We start from the raw sequence: 19,919 nt of genomic DNA, 5'->3' as shown, positions 1-19,919 counted from the left end.
CAGAGGGGCCAGCGGACAACTTGCCGCTATTGCGGTGGCTGGCGTTCCAGCCAGCTGCCGGTGGCCAGGGCATCCATGGGTACCGACACCACAAACCCCTGGATCACATCGCACCCGAGTTCCTTGAGCAATGCGATCTGCCCTTGTGTCTCCACCCCTTCCGCCACCGTCTTGAGCTGCAGGCTGCGGGCCATCTGGATGATGGCGGTGACGATGGCGACGTCGTCGGCACTGCCGGGGGTGTCGGTGACAAATGACCGGTCGATCTTGAGCTTGTCGATGGGGTAGCGCTTCAGATATGCCAGGGAGGAGTACCCGGTGCCGAAGTCATCGATGGAGATGCCGACGCCCAACGCCTTGACGGCGTGCAGGGTGTTCAGGGTCTGGCCAGTCTGGTGCATGAGCACGGACTCGGTCAGTTCGATCTCCAGGTATTGCGGTGCCAGCCCTGTTTCCTGGAGGACGGCCGCGATTTCAGCGGCCACATCGCGCTGGCGGAATTCGAGGGCCGAGAGGTTGACTGCCACGGGCACCTTGGCCAGGCCCTGGTCCTGCCAGGCTTTGAGCTGGCGGCAGGCTTCGCGCATCACCCAGCGGCCGATGGGCGTGATGAGGCCCCGTGACTCCGAGAACGTGATGAACTCGTCGGGCCCCACCAGCCCACGCTCGGGGTGGCGCCATCGCACCAGCGCTTCCAGGCCTTGCAGCGAGCCGTCGGCCAGGCAAATTTGCGGCTGGTAATGCAGCACGAAGTCGTTGCGTGCAATGGCGTCGCGCAGCAGGCGCTCCTGGTGCAGCACATCGAGGGCACTGGCCTCCATGCTGGTGGCGTAGAACTGGCGGTTGCCGCGCCCGCTGTCCTTGGCATGCTGCATGGCCGCATCGGCGCAGCGCAGCAGCATGTCGGCGCTGCCGCCGTGGTCCGGGTACAGGCTGATGCCGATGGACGGGGAGATGGTGAGCGGCAGCTGATCGACCGTGAAAACGCCGTGCATGGACTCCAGCAGCTTGTCGGCCACCATGGCCGCGTCATCGGGCGTCTGCACGTCGGTCAGCACCACCACAAACTCGTCGCCGCCGATGCGCGCGACCACGTCGGCATCGCGCACACCCTGGCGCAGTCGCTCGGCGACGTTGCACAGCAGCTGGTCGCCCGCATGGTGGCCGAGCGAGTCGTTCACTGTCTTGAAATGGTCCAGGTTCATGAACAGCACCGCCACACGGCCATGCCGCCGACGGGCCAGCGACAGCACCTGCGACAGCTGCTCCATCAGGAAGTGCCGGTTGGGCAATTGTGTGAGGGGGTCGTGCAGTGCGATGAAGGCTTCGCGCTCCTGCGCCTGTTTGCGGGCTGTGATGTCGCGCACCACCACGATGCGGTAGTCGGCATGGTGCAGGGGCATGGTCTTGCCGACGACCTCGACGGGGATGGCATGCCCATCCTTGTGGCGGATGGTGACTTCGTACGGATCCTCCCGTCCGCTGCGGGTGTATTCCAGCGCGGTGGCGCGCCACTCGGGGCTGATGAAGTTGAAGATCGACAGGCCCAGCACTTCGTGCAGCGCAAATCCCGTCAAGCGGTACAGTGCCTCGTTGCCGTCGGTGATGATGCCGTCGCGATGGAACACGATGGCCTCGTCCGTGGCCTCGGTGAACTTGCGCATGCGTTCTTCGCTCTGGCGCACCTCGCGCTCGGCGCGCCAACGCTCGGTGATGTCGGTGATCAGCACAAAGGAGCCGAGCTGCAGCCCCGCGTTGCCAAAATGCGGGATCAGGTTGACCTCGATCATCCGCACCTCGCCGTTGGGCAGGGTTTGCTCGCGCGTGTATTTCACGCGCTCACCGTGCGAGCAGCGTTCCACGTACGGCTGGATGGCCTGCCAGGCCTTGTCGCCAATCGCCTCCTGCACGGTCAGGCCCAGGATGGATTCTGTGCTGTGGCCGTTGTAGGCGGCGTAGCCCTGGTTGGCGAACTGGCAGCGCAGTCCCGGCAGGTCGTAGTAAGCCATCAGGGCCGGGACCGAGTCGGCGATCAGGCGCAGCAGCGAGTCGCTGGAACCCCCTTGACCTGGCGTGTTGGCTGCGTTGGATGAGTCTGGCATGGACCGCTCGGTACGTATCTGTTTGTTATAGCCGATACACCTGACGGGGGCGTAAGGTAGTTGCCCGGATACCCCGCACCGGATAATCGGCCCATGACCTCCAAAGAAAACCAAGCCCGCGCTGATTTCAGCGCGCTGGCCCTGAGCCCCGCCATGCTGGCCAACCTGCAGCAGCTGGGCTACACCACGATGACGCCCATTCAGGCGGCCAGCCTGCCGCCCGCCTTGCTCGGCAAGGACCTGATCGCCCAGGCCAGCACCGGCAGCGGCAAGACCGCCGCGTTTGCGCTGGCGCTGCTGGCCAACCTCAACCCCCGCCGCTTTGCGGTACAGGCCCTGGTGCTGTGCCCCACGCGCGAGCTGGCCGACCAGGTGACCACTGAAATCCGCCGCCTGGCGCGCGCCGAAGAAAACATCAAGGTCGTGACCTTGTGCGGCGGCGTGCCGCTGCGCGGCCAGATGCTGAGCCTGGAGCATGGCGCGCACATCGTGGTGGGCACACCCGGCCGGGTGATGGACCACCTGGAGCGCCAGCACCTGACGCTGGAGGCGCTCAACACCCTGGTGCTCGACGAGGCCGACCGTATGCTCGACATGGGCTTCTTCGACGACATCGTCGTGGTGGCCAAGCAGTGTCCCAAAGAGCGCCAGACCCTGCTGTTCTCGGCCACTTACCCCGAGGGCATCGCCAAGCTGAGCGCCCAGTTCATGAAGTCGCCCGAGCAGATCACCGTGCAGGCGCAGCATGCCGAGGGCAAGATCGAGCAGCGCTGGTACGAGGTGAAGAACAGCGAGCGCCTGCATGCCGTGTCGCTGCTGCTCAACCACTTCCGGCCCGATTCGTCCATCGCGTTCTGCAACACCAAGCAGCAGTGCCGCGACCTGGTGGCCGTGCTGCAGGCCCAGGGCTTCAGCGCGCTGGCGCTGTTTGGCGAGCTGGAGCAGCGCGAGCGCGACCAGGTGCTGGTGCAGTTTGCCAACAAGAGTTGCTCGGTGCTGGTGGCCACCGACGTGGCCGCGCGCGGGCTGGACATTGCCAACCTGGCCGCCGTGATCAACGTGGACGTGACGCCCGACCCCGAGGTGCACATCCACCGCATCGGCCGCACGGGCCGGGGCGATGCCGAAGGGCTGGCGCTGAACCTGGCCAGCCTGGACGAGATGGGCAGCGTGGGCAAGATCGAACAACTGCAGGGCCGAGAGTCGCGCTGGTTCCCTGTGGCCGACCTGACACCGACCGGCAACGGCCCGCTGGTGCCGCCCATGGTCACCATCCAGATCATCGGTGGCCGCAAGGAGAAGATCCGTGCGGGCGACGTGCTGGGCGCGCTGACCGGCGAGATGGGCTACACCCGAGAGCAGATCGGCAAGATCAACGTGAACGACTTCTCCACCTATGTGGCGGTGGACCGTGCCATCGGCGCCCAAGCTGCCCAGCGCCTGAACCAGGGCCGGGTGAAGGGCAAGACCGTGAAGGCCCGCCTGGTGACGGGAACCCAGGACTTTGAGTAAAAAGCGCCGGATGCGCTAGTCAATCATGCGCCAATAGCTAACAATTTGATAGTGGGTGCGCGTCCTGCCCTGGCGGCATCAGCGCCGTGCCGCGGCAGCCTCCAGCATCCGCACCATCTCTCCAAAGCCCCGCTGGCGCGCCAGCTGCAGGGGCGTGTTGCCCTGCCGGTCGGTCAGTGCCTGGCTGGCCCCCGCCTGTAGCAAGGCTTGCAGTGTCGCCTGGTGGCGCGGACCGCCGTTGCCCAGCACGATGGACTCGATGAGCGCCGTCCAGTGCAGGTTGTTCATATGGTCCAGCGGCGCCCCGGCGGCGATCAACTGACGCACCACGCCGTCGTGCCCCAGGTGGGCGGCGGCGATCAGGGCCGTGCCGTCGTAGCGGCTGGTCACCTGTTTGGCGCTGGCGCCCAGCTGCAGCAGCACGCGCAGCGTGGCCTCGTCGTCGGCCACGGCGGCGATGGTCACGGCGTCGTAGCGGTCGTTCTCCAGCGCATTCAGGTCGGCCCCAGCCTGGGCGACGGCGCGGATGGCATCGGCCTGCCGCGCATAGGTGGCCACGTGCAGTGGCGTGCGGCCGTAGCCATCGCGGGCATTCACATCGGCCCGCGCTGCGATCAGCTGGGTGAGCCTGGGCATATCGCCCCGCGCCGCAGCGGCATGCAGGCCCTGGTAGGCTGCTGTTTCGGCCGCCGTGGGTGGCACCTGGGCCTGGGCCGGGGTGGCACAGGCCAGTGCGGCGGCCAGGGCGAAAACAAGATTCCACGGCTTCATGGGGGCCTCCGTTGAATGCTCAGGTGCCTGTGGTTGGGCTGGCTTACTTCAGCAAGTCCTGCACCTTGGCGATGCCCGCCACCGCGCACTGCTCGTCCAGATGGCCGCCGGGTGCACCGCCCACGCCCACAGCGCCGATCACCTCGTTGCCCACCTTCACCGGCACGCCGCCGCCCAGCAGCAGGTAGCCGGGGATGTTCACCAGGTTGGCCGCAGCGGGGTTCTTCTGTGCGCCTTCCATCATGGCCAGCGTGGTGTTCTTGGCCGATGCCGAGGTGTAGGCCTTGAGGCGGCTGGCTTCCAGCGTGTGGGGGCCGGCGTTGTCGGCGCGCTGCACAGCGCGCACGGTGCCTGCGCGGTCCACCACGGTGGCCGTGACGGCGTAGCCGTTGGCGGTGCAGGTGGCCACGGTTTGCGCAGCGATCTGCGTGGCCAGGTCCAGCGACATGTTCTTTTCGGTGCGCACGCCGTCGGCGCTGGCGGCGGTGGCGATCAGGGACAGGGTGAGGGCGGCGACGGTGGCGAGGCGGTTTTGCATGGTGTTCTCCGGTGTTTCTGGGTCGGTGCCACCCGTTGTGGCGCCGTGGGAGAACTGTAGAAATGGCCGCCGTTTTCGGCCATTCGGGCGGCTACGCGCGGGCCTCCGTAGAACTACGGAAGGCCCATGCCGGCCGATTCAGGATGCGGCATCCACCAGCGCCGCGTACCGCCGGATCAGCTGCGCCAGCGACTCGGCCCCCAGCTTGGCAAACAGGTTGGCGCGGTGTGTTTCCACCGTGCGGGGCGATAGTTCGAGCGCCCGGCCGATTTCCTTGTTGGTCAGACCCTCCACGATCAGTCCCAGCACCTCGCGCTCGCGGGCCGAGAGCTGCGCAAAACGCTCGCGCGCCTGCTGGTCTGCCTGGTGGCGTTCGCGCGAGCGCACATGCTGGCGCACGGCGTTTTGCAGGGCTTCGATCAGCACCTCGTCGTCCACCGGCTTTTCCAGAAACTCGGCCGCGCCGGTCTTGAAGGCGCGGCGGCACATCTCCACCGTGCCGTGGCCGGTGAGCAGGATCACGGGCTGGTCCACGCCCTGCGCCAGCAGTTGCTCCAGCACCGTGAGGCCGCTGATGCCCGGCATGCGCACATCCAGCACGATGGCGCCGATGCTGGCGCGGTCAAACCCGGCCATGAAGGACTGCGGGTCGGCCCAGGTCTGCACGCGCAGGCCCACGGTGCTGATGAGCAGGGAGAGGCCCTCGCGCACGGCAGCATCGTCGTCCACCAGGTGGATCAGGGGCGAGAGGGAGGGGGCGCTATCGGTCATCGGTGGGTGGTGCGACGTTGAGGGTCAGCACAAACTCAGCCCCCCGTTGGGCGGCGGATGGGGGCGTGGCTTCGGGCGCCAGGCTCAGATGCGCGCCCATGGCTTGCGCCAGGCTCTCGCACAGCGTGAGACCCAGGCCCAGGCCGCCGTTGCGTGTGGTGTAGAAGGGCTCGAACAGGTGCTGGCGTGCTTCGGGCGGGATGCCGGGGCCGTGGTCGCGCACCGAAAGCGCCACCTGTCCGCCCCCAGCCTGCGCCATTGCAAGGTGCAGCTGGCGTTCAGCGGGGGGCACTTGTTCCAGCGCCTGCAGCGCGTTCATCAGCAGGTTGTGGATGATCTGTTGCAGGGCCACGGGTTCGGCCAGCACCGGGGGCAGGTCTGCGGCGGCCAACACCTCGGGCACCACGCCGCGCTGTGCCAGCTCGGGCTCCAGCAGGTGCAGCACGTCCTGCACGGCGGTGGGCAGTGCCAGGGGCTGGGCCTGACCGGCCAGGTCGGGCCGCTCCACCAGGCGGCGCAGACGGCCCACCACGGTGGATGCGCGGCGCGCCTGCTCCACGGCGCGGGCCATGGCGGTCTGTGCGGTGTCGAGGTCGGGTGGGTCGTCGGCCAGCAGGCGCTGGGCGGCCTGGGTGCTGGACAGCAGGGCGGTCAGCGGCTGGTTTAGCTCGTGGGCCATGCCAGCGGCCAATTCGCCCAATGTGTTCAGCCGGGCCACCTGGCCCAGGCGCAGCAGCTCTTCGGCCCGCTGGCGCGCCACGCGCTGGCGCCACAGTGCGCGGCCTGCGGCCCACAGCGCTGCGGTCAGCAGGCACCAGCCCAGCATGCGCCACCAAGGCAGTTCGTGCAGGCCCACGGTGCGGCGGGCCACTACGTCCAGCGGCTGGCTGGCGGCGGCCAGCAGTTTGTGAAGGTTGTAGGTGCGGATGCCGCTGCCCTGGTCGGCCTGGCCGGGCTGCACCACAAAGGCCGTGCCGCCATGCTCCAGCGTCACGCGCACCGGGCTGGCGGCCATGTCCATGGGCCACTCGTCGGTGGGGATGGTGGTGCGCAGGTCGATGTGCAGCGCATAGCTGGCTGGCGTTCCCGCCAGCACCAAGTAGTAACGGCCTGCGGGCAGGTTCAGGCCTGCCGTAGCGGCGTGGCCGGTGCGCCGTGAGGTGGCCTCGGCGGCTGTCAGCTCGGCCTGCAGTGCGGGCGGCCAGTCGCTGTGGGCCGAGCGCTGCAGCACCGCCAGGATCTGCGGATACACCGACGTGAGGCGGGGCAGGGGCGATGCCGCGTTGTGCAGGTCATCCGCCGCAGCGGCTGGCTGCAGCAGCGCCAGCGTGGCCATGATGGCGTCGTGCTGCACCACGCGCTGGCTCAGCAGCCGGTGCACGATCCGCGCGTCGGTCTCAAACGCCGCGTGCAGCTGCTGCAGGCGGTCCACCACCAGCCAGCCGCAACCGATGCAGGCCACTGCCACCCACAACAGCAGGCTGGGCAGGTGCAGGGCGTGTCGGGGCAAAAGGCGGCGCCAGGCGGGGAGCATGCGCGGATTCTGGCATGGGGGCCTTAGAGCCTGTTCAACGGCGCTCAGATTCTGAACAGGTTCTTAAGGTGGCTCTGGTGTAATTTCAGACTCGCCTGTTTCCGCTCCTTCGCCCACCCGCCATGTCAGCATCTTCTCCCGCATCCCACCCCTGGCTTTCACCCCGCAACCTACTGTGGGCCTCGGTGGCCGTGGCGGTGGTCACCATTGCGCTCAAGACGCTGGCCTGGGTGGTCACGGGCTCGGTGGGCTTGTTGTCTGACGCCATGGAGTCGTTTGTGAACCTGGCCAGCGCCATGTTTGCGCTGGCCATGGTGACGGTGGCGGCACGGCCAGCCGATGACGACCACCCCTACGGTCACCACAAGGCCGAATACTTTTCCTCGGGCTTTGAGGGCATCCTCATCATGGGCGTGTCGGCGGGCATTCTGTGGGCGGCCGGGCACCGCTTGTTTGACCCACAACCCATCGAGCAGGTGGGCTGGGGCCTGGGACTGTCGGTGCTCAGCTCGGCCCTGAACGGGCTGCTGGCCTGGGTGATGTTCCGCTCGGCGCGCGAGCACCGCTCCATCGCGCTGGAGGCCGATGCACGCCACCTGGTCACCGACGTGTGGACCTCGGCCGGTGTGCTGGTGGGCATTGCGGGCGCTGCACTGACCGGGTGGTTGTGGCTGGATGCGGTGGCGGCCATTGCTGTGGCGCTGAACATCCTGAAAGAGGGCGTGGAGCTGGTGTGGCGGTCGTCCCAGGGCCTCATGGATTCGGCGGTAGAGCCCGAGGTGCAGTCCACCATCGACACCACGCTGCAGCAGTTTGTGGCCGCCCAGGCGCCGGGCGCTGTGCGGTTCGACCATGTCTCCACCCGCCGCGCGGGCCAGCGCCAGTTTGTGGACATGCACCTGCACATGCCCGCCGACTGGACCCTGCGCCACGCCGCCGAGCTGCGCGGCCAGGTCGAGCGCGCGCTGATGACCTCCGTGCCCGGCCTGCGTGCCACCATCGAGCTGCTGCCCACCGATGTGGAGGCGCATTTCGACGACCCCCGTGACGATGTGAAGGATGCCGTGAAGTGATCAGCGTATTGCAACGTGTGCGTGAAGCGCGTGTGGATGTGGACGGGCAGACCGTAGGCGCCATCGGCGCGGGGCTGCTGGTGCTGGTGTGTGCGGAGCGTGGAGACACCGAGGCCGAAGCCGACAGGCTGCTGGCCAAGATCCTGAAGCTGCGCATCTTTTCGGACGCCGCAGGCAAGATGAACCAGAGCGTGCAGGACATCGGTGGCGGCCTGCTGTTGGTCAGCCAGTTCACGCTGGCGGCAGACACCACCGGCGGCAACCGCCCCAGCTTCACCCAAGCGGCGGCACCCGATGAAGGGCTGCGGCTGTACGACTACCTGGTGGCCCAGGCGCGCAAGATCCATCCCGTGGTGGCCACCGGCCAGTTTGCAGCCGACATGCAGGTGCATCTGGTGAATGACGGGCCGGTGACGATTCCGCTGCGGATGCCGCCTGCAGTTCAATAAAATTGATAGCTGCTGGTGCTTGTTAGATGGGCGCTAGAGGCTATCTGGGTTCTGATGCTTGCAAAGAAACCAGTGGCGACACAGGCAAAAAACGAAACGCCACCGACGCCAGCGCCAGCCAGGCCGCAATCGCCAGCATGACGGCCGTGTGGACATCCCAGCCCAGGCGCTGGGCGCCGGTGGCCACGATGCCGGTGAACCACTGCATCAGCGCCACGCCCAGGAACATTGCCATCGTGTAGGCCGACAGGGCCCGGCCGGTGAGTGCGGGTGGGTACGAGGCGCGCACGTCGGCGTACTGCAGCACGCCGTAGCCCGACAGCAGCCCCATCAGCAGGATCAGCACCACGCTGGCGGCAGGGTGCACCCGCAAAAATGCCAGCAGCGCGAACAGCCCGGCCATCAGCAGCGAGGCGTTGCCAATCCATCGCCGGCGGCGGCCAATGCCAGGGTCCAGCCGGCCCGCCAGACCGGGTGCAAACAGCGCAATCAACGACAGACCCAGCGCGACGTTGCCGCTGTCCACCAGCGTGAGGTGGTAGCGGTCCATCAGCAGCGGTGCCAGCCACAGGCCCCGCAGCGACAAAAACGCGGCGTAGCCCGACATGCCCAGCAGCAGGATGCCCCAGGTGTGCGGCACCGTGAGCAGTTGGCCAAAGCCCAGCAGCGCCTGGCCCCAGGTTTCGCGCTGCGCCGGGGGCGGCACCAGCGGGGCGGGCTCGTGCACCCGCAGCCAGATCAGCAGCCACGACAGCGCGCTGAGCACCGCCAGCACGGCATAGCCCGTGCGCCAGCCGCCACCGTGCTGCACCAGCCAGGCCAGCGGCGTACCGGTGAACAGCAGGCCCAGACCTCCAACTCCCATCGCCACGCCCGACAGGTAGGCAAACCGGTCGGCAGGGAAATGCCGCGCAATGAACAGCGTGCAGGCCAGGAACGCGGGCGAGCAGCCCACGCCGATCATCAACTGGCCCACCATCAGCCACGCATAGCCGGGCGCTGCCGCCGACAGCGCGGCACCGCCAATCGCCAGCGGGAAAGCGGTCAGCACCGTGCGCCGCAGGCCCCACAGGTCCAGCCCCACGCCCATCAGCAACTGGGCCACACCGAACGACAGGCCGAACAGCCCGGCAAAGGCCCCCAGCGACCCGGGCGACAGCCCGAACTCTGCGGTCAGCCCCTGGGCCAGGATGGCAGTGGTGGTTCGAAACGCCTGGCTCAGCGCGAACCCGCTGAGCAGCGTGAGCAGCATGGCCCACAGCACGCGGGGCGGCGGGCGGCTGCTGCCTGCCATTGGTGCTGGTGTGGGTGCCGGTACCGCCGCAGGCGTGGACCTTGGCGTTGGCGGCGAGGCCAAGGGGCTGCTGCTCACTGCCGCCAGAAGAACACCGCCGCCATCACCAGCCCGGTAGCCACGATGCCCCAGCGGAGCACGTTGGCAGGCAGCTTGCGCGCTACGCGGGCGCCGCCATACCCGCCTGCGGTGGCGGCCACCATCATCATCAGCGCCTGCGGCCACAGCACGATACCGCCTGCTGCGTAGATGGCCACCGCAATCGCGGTGAGCAGCGCAGAGACCAGGTTCTTCATGCCGTTCATGGCATTGAGCTGGGTTTGCCCCAGCAGGCCGAACAGTGCCAGCAGCAAGATGCCCAACCCGCCGTTGAAGTAGCCGCCATACCCCGCCACGGCCAGCATGCCCAGGGCCCCCTTCCACGGCGCGGAGGGGCCATGGGCCGACGCGCCGGCCCACTGGCGCAGCCGGGGCCCCAGGGCAAACAGCGCCGTGGCCGCCAGCAGCAGCCAGGGCACGACCTTGCGGAAGGTGGCATCGGGCGTGATTAGCAGCAGCGCCGCCCCGGCCGATCCGCCGATGAGGGCCAGCAAAACCACTGCCCGCATGGACAGGCCAGGCGGTGGTTGCATGTCTTCCCGAAACCCCCAGGCCCCCGCCATGTAGCCCGGCAACAGCGCCACCGTGCCCGTGGCGTTGGCCACCACGGGCGGCACGCCGGTGAAGACGAGGGCGGGCAGGGTCAGAAAGCTGCCGCCTCCGGCGACGGCATTGAGGGCGCCAGCGACGAAGGCGGCGGCAAGTAGTAAAGGGGTGTCGAACATCCACCAATGGTAGGCGGTGGCGGCGGCGCCATTGGCGACGGCGCAGGTGCAACACTTTTGCCTCCCCCGGTTCCCGTCAGGTGCCGGGGCCGAGCGTCGGTGGGGCTCATACCGCCAGTGCAATCAGTACAGATAGGCCGCGTTGGCCACTGCGGGTGTCACGCCGTCAGTGGTGCTGCTCGTGCCTACGGCCAGCGTGCTGGCATCTCCAGACAGGGCCACGCCAGCGCCGAAGCGCGCAAATGCGCGCGGCTGAGGCGCCTTGACGTAGGCGCTGTGGCCCCAGGTGGTGCTGTTGCGGCGATAGATGTTGACAGCGCCTGCTGAGATGGCGTCCTGGTTGTTGGCGTTGCCGTTGATGCCAGGGGCGTTGCTGGCGTCCTCCAGGTTGCTCAGGGCGAGCGTGCGGCCGTCAGCCGCAAGCGATAACGCAGCCCTGATCGAGTCGTCGTGGATCCCGACCTTGACCGGCAGTGGGGGCTGCTGCTCCCAGGCGCTGCCTGTCTGGGTGAAGGTCATCAACTGAACGTCAAGGCCTACAGAGTGGTCTAGGACGGCCAGCGTGCGGCCATCGCCCGACAGTGCGAAGGGCCGCGGATATCCCCCTCCGGGGGGTTCGCGCCATACCTGCGCGGGAGCGCTCCAGGTGTTGCTGAGCCGGGTAAGGACCGACACGTCCTTGTCCGTGCTTGCGGCGAGGACGTTGCCGTCGCTCGAAAGGGCCAGCACCGCCCCGTAACGGGTCATGCTCGGATCGGGGCTGCTGCCCGGCAGGTGCGCCTGCTCGGCCCAGGCGCCGTTGCTCCGGACAAAGGTGTGTACGGCGCCCATGCCGCCGCCAAAAATGGTTTGGGAAGAGAAGGAGAGCCGACCGCGGACGGCGCTGGTCCCCTGGGTGAAGTCAGCGCCTTCTTCGGGCGCACCCACGGCCAGCAGGGCCCCGTCCGCCGACAGGGCCACGCTGAAACCAAAGTGCTGGGGGGTACAGGGGAAGACATAGACGCCGGTGAATTCTTGGAAGTCGCAGGTCTCAACTTTCACGGGCGTGTTCCGGGACTTGATGTAGGCCTGCTGGCTCCAGGTGCCCCCGCTGCGGGTGAAAACGTATGCAGCCCCCGCGCCGTACGCGTCGCGGTTGGACGCATCGCCGTTGATGCCTCGCGAGTTGCTCCTTTCTTCCGGCGCACCAATGGCCAGCGTGCCCCCGTTGGCCGACAGCGCCAGGCTGGCGCCAAAGGCCATCTTTGCCGCGGGACTGCTGCCTTCAAGCCGCGCCTGTTGGCTCCAGGCACCGTCGGGCGTGCTGCGGCTGAAGACGTACACCGCACCTGCCTCTGCCAGGCCGCCTGAACTGACCTCGCTCGGCGAACCGACGGCCAGCGTTGCCCCGTCGGCCGACAGGGCAATCGCGTTCATGTAGTTCCCAAATCGCTTGGCCGGGTCGCCGTCTGCGAGGTCGAAGCGCCCTATTGCCTGGGTGAGGTCGGGTGTTACCGCGGCAGTTAACGGGCCGCAGCCATTTGCGTCGCAGGCGCGCAGCCGGTAGCTGGCATTCACCCGCTCGTGCAGCGGCACCTGAATCTGTACAGGGAAGCTGGTAGCGTTGTTGGCGGCGCCGATGCCGAACAGCGATTCGGGTTTGGGGCCTCCCACGCCATCAGGGTCTTCGAACAGTTCGTAGCGCGTTGCGCCCGGGGTGACGGCCCAGCCGAAGTTGTAGGTCTTGGGGCCGTAGCTCGCCACGCTGAAGCCGGAAGGGGCCGGGAGTCCGGCGGGCGTTGATTCGCCACTGCTGCCCCCGCAGGCCGCCAGAACGAGTGGCGCCGCCAGCAGCAAAGCGCGATACAAGTAGGGCAGGCCCGAATTCGCCGCGGGCGCAGGGGGGCGCTGGAAATGCATCACAGAGAAGACTCCTCAAAGAAAAAGGGGGGAGACAGGCGCTGCGCGCGGCGGGAGTGCCGGCAGGTCTGCGAGACGCCCGCTGGAGGAGTCAATCGTCGCTTATCAAGGTACCGCCTGGCCCCGACAGACGCGAGCACTTTGTACCAAATGGTAAAAAGTGCGCCACTGCCCTCGGCAGTCGGAATGGCGTTCAGGAGGTCGCGTAAGGATCGGCAAAGCCCAGCTCGCGCAGGATGTCGGTCTCGTACGCCTCCATCTCCTCGGCGTCGGCCTCGCTCGTCTCGTGGTCCCAGCCCTGGGCGTGCAGCGTGCCGTGCACCAGCATGTGGGCGTAGTGTTCTTCCAGGCTCTTGTTTTGCTCCTTCGCCTCGCGCTCGATCACGGGGGCGCACAGCACCAGGTCGGCGGTCACCACCGGCTCCTGCGTGTAGTCGAAGGTGAGCACGTTGGTGGCGTAGTCCTTCTTGCGGTACTCGCGGTTGAGCTGCTGGCCTTCTTCGGCACCCACGATGCGCACGGTGATCTCCGCGTCGGTGGCCAGGGCGTGGCGAATCCAGCGCGTGACCTTGTGGCGGGGCAGCACAGCCCGGTGGGCGGCGGCTTCGTCAAACGCGCCAAACTGCAGCGACAGGGAGAGTTGGTTTAAGGACATTTGAGGTGTTTTAGGCTACTGGTGCGCGATGTATAAGCGTAAGCAGCTATCAAATTAGGAGTTCAGTCGCGGGTACGGGCCGCTGCGGCACGGCGGGGGGCGTCGTAGGCGTCCACGATGCGGGCCACCAGCGGATGGCGCACCACGTCGGCGCTGGTGAAGTGGGTGATCGAGATGCCCTTGACGCGCTTCAATACGCGCTCGGCGTCGATCAGGCCGCTCAGGGTGCCCTTGGGCAGGTCGATCTGGCTGACGTCACCGGTCACCACGGCCTTGGCGCCAAAGCCGATACGGGTGAGGAACATCTTCATCTGCTCGGGCGTGGTGTTCTGTGCCTCGTCGAGGATGACGAACGCGTTGTTCAGCGTGCGACCGCGCATGAAGGCCAGCGGCGCAATCTCGATGGCGTTGCGCTCAAACGCCTTTTGCACCTTGTCGTGTCCCATCAGCTCGTACAGCGCGTCGTACAGCGGGCGCAGATAAGGGTCCACCTTCTGCGCCAGATCGCCGGGCAAAAAGCCCAGGCGCTCTCCAGCCTCCACCGCCGGGCGAGTCAGCACGATCCGCTGCACACTGCTGCGCTCCAATGCATCCACCGCACTGGCCACGGCGAGATACGTCTTGCCGGTGCCCGCAGGGCCGATGCCGAAGGTGATGTCGTGCGTGGCGATGTTCTGCAGGTACAGGTTCTGCGTGGGGGTGCGCCCGCGCAGGTCCGCACGGCGGGTGTTGAGGATGATGGCGTCGTCCGGGGCCTCCAGCAGTTCGCTGTCGCCCGCCAGCATCAGCTGGATATAGTCCTCGCCAATGGGGCGCTCGGCCATTTCATATAGGGCCTGCAGCAGCTCCATCGCCTGCGTGGCCTTGGCCTTGGGGCCGTCGACCTTGAACTGCTCGTGCCGGTGCGCAATGCTCACCTGCAAGGCCACCTCGATGGTGCGCAGGTGCGCATCGGCCGGGCCACACAGGTGGGTGAGCCGGGTGTTGTTGTGGGGGGTGAAGGTGTGGCGCAGGATCACGCGGATAATTCCAGTCAGGCAACGGAAAACAGCAAGAACGGCGGCGCGGCATGTCATGCCCGCGTCGTCAAAGGACATCAATGATAGGCAAATTGACCGGCACCCTGCTGGAGAAGAATCCCCCCGAGGTGCTGCTGGACTGCCACGGCGTGGGCTACGAGGTGAATGTGCCCATGAGCACGTTCTACAACCTGCCCGCCGTGGGAGAGCGTGTGAGCCTGCTGACACAGTTCATCGTGCGTGAGGATGCTCAGCTGCTGTACGGTTTTGCAACCGCCCCTGAGCGCCAGGCGTTTCGTGAGCTGATCAAGATCTCCGGCGTGGGGCCGCGCACGGCGCTGTCCATCCTGAGCGGGATGGGCGTGAGCGACTTGGCGCAAGCGATTTCTCTGCAGGAGGCGGGCCGTTTGGTGAAGGTGCCGGGCATCGGCAAAAAGACAGCCGAGCGTTTGCTGCTGGAGCTCAAGGGCAAGCTGGGTGCGGACATGGGGGCTGTGCATGGCGCGGCCACCAGCGATGCGCAAGCCGACATTCTGCAGGCGCTGTTGGCTTTGGGCTACAGCGACAAGGAGGCGGCTGCGGCGCTCAAGGCGCTGCCAGCGGAGGTGGGGGTGAGTGAGGGGATCAAGCTGGCGCTGAAGGCACTGGCGAAGTAGTCACGGTTGGCTTTCGTGGCGGTGCATTTCAGTGTTCAATGACGGTTTGTGTGGGTCTAGAGGTAAAAATGAAACCTAAGATATTCGCTCGTTGGGGATGGGGTCTTGTGGCAGCGGCTGCGCTGCTGGTGGGGTGTGGCGGCGGGGGGCAGGAAGGCGTGGCGCCGACTTCCTCCGCCGTGCTGCAGGTGGATGGGTGGGTGCAGCCTGCCAGCGCGGACCAGGGGGTGTCCAACGTCAAGTCGCGCAGTATGCTGGCGTCCCCGCCTGTACACTCATTGGTGAGCCTGGGCGCTTTGGCCGAGGCCAAGGCAACTCCCGCTGGCGGTGGCATCGGTCCGCGCCAAGTGGGCGTTGCGCGTGACGTAGCAGCTACCCGAGCCGCACCGCAAACATTGCAGCAGTTCCGTTGGACCCCCACTTCCAGCGGCGGTCAGGTGGCCGCTATCAGCTTCTCCGCCGAGGGGGCCTATGGCCTGCGCCTGGGGGTGGTCGCCCGAAAGCTGCCTCCAGGCGCTGTACTGCGTGTGTACAGCCAAGCAGATGCAGCCTCAGTTTTTCAGATTGCCGGGCATGAAGTGATGCAGCGCATTGAACGTAATGCGCAGGCGGGCGACACCTCGATCGACGGCCAGACCTGGTGGTCCCCGGACCTGGGTTCGCACGAGGTGACCCTGGAGCTGGAGTTGCCCGCTGGCGTAGCCCCGGACGCAGTGGATATCTCGGTGCCACGCGTCTCCCACATCTTCGAAAATCTGTCGATTCCCACAGAAGGTGAACTGACTGCCAAGATCAACGAATCGGCTTCGTGCCAGTTGGACGCCAGTTGCTATGAGGCCTATGCCAACCAGCGCAACGCCGTTGCCCGCATGATCTTTACGTCCGGTGGTGGGACCTATGTATGTACTGGTACGTTGCTCAATGACGCGCAGTCTTCTGGCACACCGTACTTTCTGACGGCCAACCATTGCATATCCACCCAGACAGAGGCGTCTTCGCTGCAGACCGACTGGTTTTACCGTGCTCCGACATGCAACAGCCGCACCCTTTCCAGCGCAACCACCAAGCGTCTGAATGGTGCGGTGTTGCTCTACGCGACGGACGTTACCGACACGGCGTTGCTCAAGCTCAACGACACGCCGCCAGCGGGGGCCTTCTTTGCCGGGTGGGATGCCAGCACGCAGGCCACGGGCGCGTCGGTGGTGGGCCTGCATCATCCCCGGGGTGATTTGCTCAAGGTGAGTATTGGCGCATTGAACAGCTTGACTTCCTGCACGGCCACCAGTGGAACCCAATTCCAGTGCGTGGGTTCGTCGGGAAATTTCTATCGTGTGAACTGGAGCCAAGGTACCACCGAAGGCGGTAGCAGCGGTTCAGCTCTGTTCAAAGGCGGCACCCAGGTCATTGGGACACTGTACGGTGGCAGCGCAAGCTGCACCTCCATCTCGTCTCCCGAGTTCTATGGCCGCTTTGATGTCGCATACAACACGGCGCTGAAAAACTGGCTGTCGTCTGGCCAGCCGCAGACACCGTCGTCCGGAGTGCGTGTGCCCGTCTACCGTTTTTTTAACGGCACCACGGGGGCCCACTTCTTCACCACCAGCGCAGCAGAGCGCGACAACACCATCGTGAATTTTCCGGTGTTCAATTACGAGGGCATTGCGTTCTATGCCCAAGCGGCGCTGCAGTCGGGTAACAGTGCGGTGTACCGCTTTTATGGCCTCACCGGCGGGGCACATTTTTACACCATCAATCCTGCAGAGCGGGATAGCGTGCAACGCAGTAACCCGGATTTCCAGCTGGAGGGCATCGCTTGGTACGCAATGCCCAGCGCAGCAGGAGGTGGGATTCCTGTCTATCGGTTCTACCGTCTCTCGAAAGGCGTGCATTTCTATACGACCAGCCCCTCAGAGCGGGATTTCATCCAGGCCAGCATGCCTGACTACCGCTACGAAGGAGTCGCTTACTACGCCTGGGCGAACCAGTAAGTAAGCTACGGCAATGACCATCCAGACCGACGACTTCACCCCCGCCCCCGCCAAACGCGTCATCTCCGCAGTTCCCGTTTCCCCCCAAGAGGAGGCCATCGAACGTGCCCTGCGCCCCAAACTCTTGCAGGAGTATGTGGGGCAGGCCAAGGCCAGGGAGCAGTTGGAAATCTTCATCGGCGCGGCGAGGAAGCGGGGTGAGGCGCTGGACCATGTGCTGCTGTTCGGCCCGCCCGGCCTGGGCAAGACCACGCTGTCGCACATCATCGCGGCGGAGTTGGGCGTGAACCTGCGCCAGACCAGCGGCCCGGTGCTGGAAAAGCCCAAGGACCTGGCGGCGCTGCTGACCAACCTGGAAAAGAACGACGTTCTCTTCATCGACGAGATCCACCGCTTGTCACCCGTGGTGGAGGAAATCCTCTACCCCGCGCTGGAGGACTACCAGATCGACATCATGATCGGCGAGGGGCCGGCAGCGCGCAGCATCAAGCTGGACCTTCAGCCCTTCACCCTGGTGGGCGCCACCACGCGCGCGGGCATGCTGACCAACCCGTTGCGCGACCGCTTCGGCATCGTGGCGCGGCTGGAGTTCTACACGGCCGAGGAGCTGGCGCGCATTGTCCAGCGCAGTGCCGGGTTGCTCCATGCACCGATGGATGAGGAAGGTGGCTTCGAGATCGCCCGCCGCTCGCGCGGCACACCGCGCATTGCCAACCGGCTGCTGCGCCGGGTGCGCGACTATGCAGAGGTCAAGGGTGATGGGCGCATTACCAAACCCATTGCCGACAAGGCGCTGGCCATGCTCGATGTGGACCCGCAAGGCTTTGACGTGATGGACCGCAAGCTGCTCGAAGCCGTGATCCACCGCTTCGATGGCGGCCCCGTGGGGCTGGACAACATCGCGGCCAGCATTGGTGAAGAGGCCGGCACCATCGAGGACGTGATCGAGCCCTACCTGATCCAGCAGGGCTTCCTGCAGCGCACGCCGCGTGGACGTATTGCCACGCTGGCGGCGTTCCGCCACCTGGGGGTCACGCCCCCGAAGGCGAGCGGGCAAGATCTGTTTGGGGTGTGAGGGGCGTGGCAGAGCCGGGCTCTGCGCGGGCTGTGCCCCGCAGCATGCCTGCCACGATCAGCGCCTGTGCAGCGTAATACGTCGCCAGCACCCAGACCTGCGCCATGGGCAGGGGCGTCACAAACCGGTTGGTGGCCAGCAGCGAGTCGCTGAGCATGAAAAACCCGGCGCCGATGGCGGCACACAGCGAAGCGGTGTCGCGCAACACGGTGGCACGGCCCACCGCCTGGGCCGCCATCAGCGCGATCACCAGCACATAGGCCGCGACGGGGGCGCGGAGTGCAGGCGGCAGGCCGCCCGTGCACAGAAAGGCGTACATGGCCGCGCCGATGCCCAGCGTGGCCGCTAGCGCACCCCGGTGCGGAAACCATGCCTGTCCACTTTTGAACAGCGCTACATAAAACAGATGCGCCACCAGAAAGCTCACCAGGCCGGGGATGAAGAAGCCCTGGAACATGAGGAACACATCCCCTGCCAATGACCCGCCCAGGGCCGCGATCAGCAAGACCCAGGGAGTTTTTGCGCCTGGTGCATCTCTTGCGCTGGTCGAATATGCACTGAAAGCTACTAAAATAATAGCAATCGCCATGGTCAGCGGTTTGAACAGCCAATGCCATTGTGTGAACTCCAGCGCACTGGTGGCCGTGGCCAGTGCCGCGCTTTGCAGCATCAGCGCCATCAGCATGCGAAGGCGCCCCTGCATGACAGCGCCCAGCGACCATTGCACTGTCAGCAGCACGGCGAACCAGACGGCGTTGTGCGCCAGCGGCGCCGCATCGGCCTGCCACAAAAAGGCCGCCACGCCCCCGAGCAGCAGCACAAACTGCACCAGTGCAAACCACTGCACGGCGCGCGACATCGGTGGGTGGTAGAGCGCCATCTGCGCCATGCTGAAGGCCGGCTTGGGAAAGCGCTCCGCCACATCCGCAGGCCGCCAGCCCGGCGGCTTGATCCAGACCTTGAGCTTGTCGAGCCAGCTGCGTGCGTGCCAGCTGTCGTGCGCCAGCCCCGCGTACACCTGGGCGTTGGCCCACAGTGGGTCCCAGCTATTGAGCAGGCCGCGCGTGCCATACACACATTTTTCCTGGTCGTCTTCGTCCTTGAAGGTGCCGAACATCCGGTCCCATACGATCAGGATGCCGCCGTAGTTCTTGTCCAGATAGGCGTCGTTGACGGCATGGTGCACGCGGTGGTTGCTGGGGCTGCAGAACCAGCGGTCGAACCAGCCCAGGCGTCCCACCTGCTCGGTATGCACCCAGAACTGGTAGAGCAGGTCAATCAGCGCCACGACGCCGAACACCAGCGGCGGAACGCCCGCCAGTGCCATGGGCACATAAAAGATCCAGCCCAGCAGCGCGCCCGAACTCGTCTGGCGCAGCGCGGTGCTGAGGTTGTAGTCCTGGCTCTGGTGGTGCACCGCGTGCGCGGCCCACAGCACCGCCGATTCATGCCCCATGCGGTGGAGCCAGTAGTAGCAGAAGTCGTAGAACACCAGCGCCAGCAGCCAGCCGGGCAGGCTGGTCCAGAACGCATCGTTGCGCCACAGCGCCACGTGCTCGAACAGGGCGGTGTAGATGCCAATGCGCAGCAGCCGCGTGAACACTGCGCTGGTCTGGCTCAGCATGCCCAGGCTGATGCTGCTGACGGCATCGGCCAGGCGGTAGGTGTTGCGCTGGCGCTTGAAGCCAATGGCCAGCTCAATGGCGATCAGCAGGAAGAAGACGGGTGTGGCAAGGACGATGATCTGGCTGGGGCTCAT

At 66.3% G+C, this 19,919-nt stretch carries 17 protein-coding genes; 6 read left to right on the top strand and 11 right to left on the bottom strand.

Annotated elements, in window-relative coordinates:
• Positions 1–26 precede the first annotated feature (26 nt).
• Positions 27–2,102 carry a bifunctional diguanylate cyclase/phosphodiesterase gene (locus IB236_RS11860; protein ID WP_146870090.1) on the bottom strand — a complete coding sequence of 692 codons (2,076 nt, stop codon included), beginning with the start codon at positions 2,100–2,102 and terminating at the stop codon, positions 27–29.
• Between the two features lie 93 nt (positions 2,103–2,195).
• On the opposite strand from IB236_RS11860, the gene dbpA reads away from it, so the two are divergent.
• Positions 2,196–3,614, top strand: coding sequence for an ATP-dependent RNA helicase DbpA (gene dbpA / locus IB236_RS11855; RefSeq protein WP_099731364.1), 1,419 nt, complete (start codon positions 2,196–2,198; stop codon positions 3,612–3,614).
• 78 nt (positions 3,615–3,692) lie between these two features.
• Here dbpA and IB236_RS11850 read toward each other — a convergent pair whose 3' ends face one another.
• The 4 genes from IB236_RS11850 to IB236_RS11835 form a co-directional block, all read right to left on the bottom strand.
• Positions 3,693–4,385 (bottom strand): ankyrin repeat domain-containing protein, encoded by a 693-nt coding sequence (locus IB236_RS11850; RefSeq protein WP_192420919.1) that lies wholly within the window; start codon positions 4,383–4,385, stop codon positions 3,693–3,695.
• 43 nt (positions 4,386–4,428) lie between these two features.
• Entirely contained in the window at positions 4,429–4,923 is a 495-nt protein-coding gene (locus IB236_RS11845) for a heme-binding protein (RefSeq protein ID WP_192420917.1), read from the bottom strand.
• A 138-nt stretch (positions 4,924–5,061) separates the two neighbouring features.
• Positions 5,062–5,694: a response regulator transcription factor gene (locus IB236_RS11840; protein ID WP_008907145.1), complete on the bottom strand. Its 633-nt coding sequence runs from the start codon at positions 5,692–5,694 to the stop codon at positions 5,062–5,064.
• On the bottom strand, positions 5,684–7,228 hold the full coding sequence (locus tag IB236_RS11835; protein WP_192420915.1) for a sensor histidine kinase: 1,545 nt from the start codon (positions 7,226–7,228) through the stop codon (positions 5,684–5,686). Before IB236_RS11835 ends, IB236_RS11840 begins: the two co-directional genes overlap by 11 nt.
• 122 nt (positions 7,229–7,350) lie before the next feature.
• Between IB236_RS11835 and IB236_RS11830 the strand changes: the two genes are divergently transcribed.
• On the top strand, positions 7,351–8,301 hold the full coding sequence (locus tag IB236_RS11830; RefSeq protein WP_192420913.1) for a cation diffusion facilitator family transporter: 951 nt from the start codon (positions 7,351–7,353) through the stop codon (positions 8,299–8,301).
• The gene (gene dtd / locus IB236_RS11825) at positions 8,298–8,750 is read left to right on the top strand and encodes a D-aminoacyl-tRNA deacylase (RefSeq protein WP_192420911.1); all 453 of its coding nucleotides are present in this window, start codon (positions 8,298–8,300) and stop codon (positions 8,748–8,750) included. The genes IB236_RS11830 and dtd overlap by 4 nt, the downstream gene beginning before the upstream one ends.
• 40 nt (positions 8,751–8,790) lie before the next feature.
• On the opposite strand, the gene IB236_RS11820 is transcribed toward dtd, so the two are convergent.
• From IB236_RS11820 to IB236_RS11800, 5 genes are all read right to left on the bottom strand, one after another.
• Entirely contained in the window at positions 8,791–10,044 is a 1,254-nt protein-coding gene (locus IB236_RS11820; RefSeq protein WP_192420909.1) for a nitrate/nitrite transporter, read from the bottom strand.
• Between the two features lie 74 nt (positions 10,045–10,118).
• A complete protein-coding gene (locus tag IB236_RS11815) occupies positions 10,119–10,868 on the bottom strand; it encodes a sulfite exporter TauE/SafE family protein (protein ID WP_192420907.1) in 750 nt (249 codons plus the stop codon).
• Between the two features lie 123 nt (positions 10,869–10,991).
• A complete protein-coding gene (locus IB236_RS11810) occupies positions 10,992–12,767 on the bottom strand; it encodes a hypothetical protein (protein WP_192420905.1) in 1,776 nt (591 codons plus the stop codon).
• Positions 12,768–12,960: 193 nt separating this feature from the next.
• Positions 12,961–13,422, bottom strand: a complete 462-nt coding sequence (gene ybeY / locus IB236_RS11805) for an rRNA maturation RNase YbeY (RefSeq protein WP_121941869.1) — start codon at positions 13,420–13,422, stop codon at positions 12,961–12,963.
• A gap of 62 nt (positions 13,423–13,484) precedes the next feature.
• On the bottom strand, positions 13,485–14,441 hold the full coding sequence (locus IB236_RS11800; protein WP_056059579.1) for a PhoH family protein: 957 nt from the start codon (positions 14,439–14,441) through the stop codon (positions 13,485–13,487).
• An 80-nt stretch (positions 14,442–14,521) separates the two neighbouring features.
• On the opposite strand from IB236_RS11800, the gene ruvA reads away from it, so the two are divergent.
• The 3 genes from ruvA to ruvB all read left to right on the top strand — a co-directional run bounded on the left by ruvA (position 14,522) and on the right by ruvB (position 18,160).
• Positions 14,522–15,097 carry a Holliday junction branch migration protein RuvA gene (ruvA, locus tag IB236_RS11795; RefSeq protein WP_121941870.1) on the top strand — a complete coding sequence of 192 codons (576 nt, stop codon included), beginning with the start codon at positions 14,522–14,524 and terminating at the stop codon, positions 15,095–15,097.
• Between the two features lie 227 nt (positions 15,098–15,324).
• Positions 15,325–17,085: a trypsin-like peptidase domain-containing protein gene (locus IB236_RS11790; protein WP_370539912.1), complete on the top strand. Its 1,761-nt coding sequence runs from the start codon at positions 15,325–15,327 to the stop codon at positions 17,083–17,085.
• A gap of 13 nt (positions 17,086–17,098) precedes the next feature.
• Entirely contained in the window at positions 17,099–18,160 is a 1,062-nt protein-coding gene (ruvB, locus tag IB236_RS11785; protein WP_056059575.1) for a Holliday junction branch migration DNA helicase RuvB, read from the top strand.
• Here ruvB and IB236_RS11780 read toward each other — a convergent pair.
• A complete protein-coding gene (locus tag IB236_RS11780) occupies positions 18,117–19,919 on the bottom strand; it encodes a lysoplasmalogenase family protein (protein ID WP_192420903.1) in 1,803 nt (600 codons plus the stop codon). The two genes, ruvB and IB236_RS11780, sit on opposite strands and share 44 nt — an antisense overlap.

Source organism: Acidovorax sp. ACV02, from assembly GCF_014851475.1.
Taxonomy (GTDB): domain Bacteria; phylum Pseudomonadota; class Gammaproteobacteria; order Burkholderiales; family Burkholderiaceae_C; genus Acidovorax; species Acidovorax delafieldii.
Note: the sequence above shows the minus strand (reverse complement) of the source record. Positions and strands in the feature narration are given on the sequence as shown.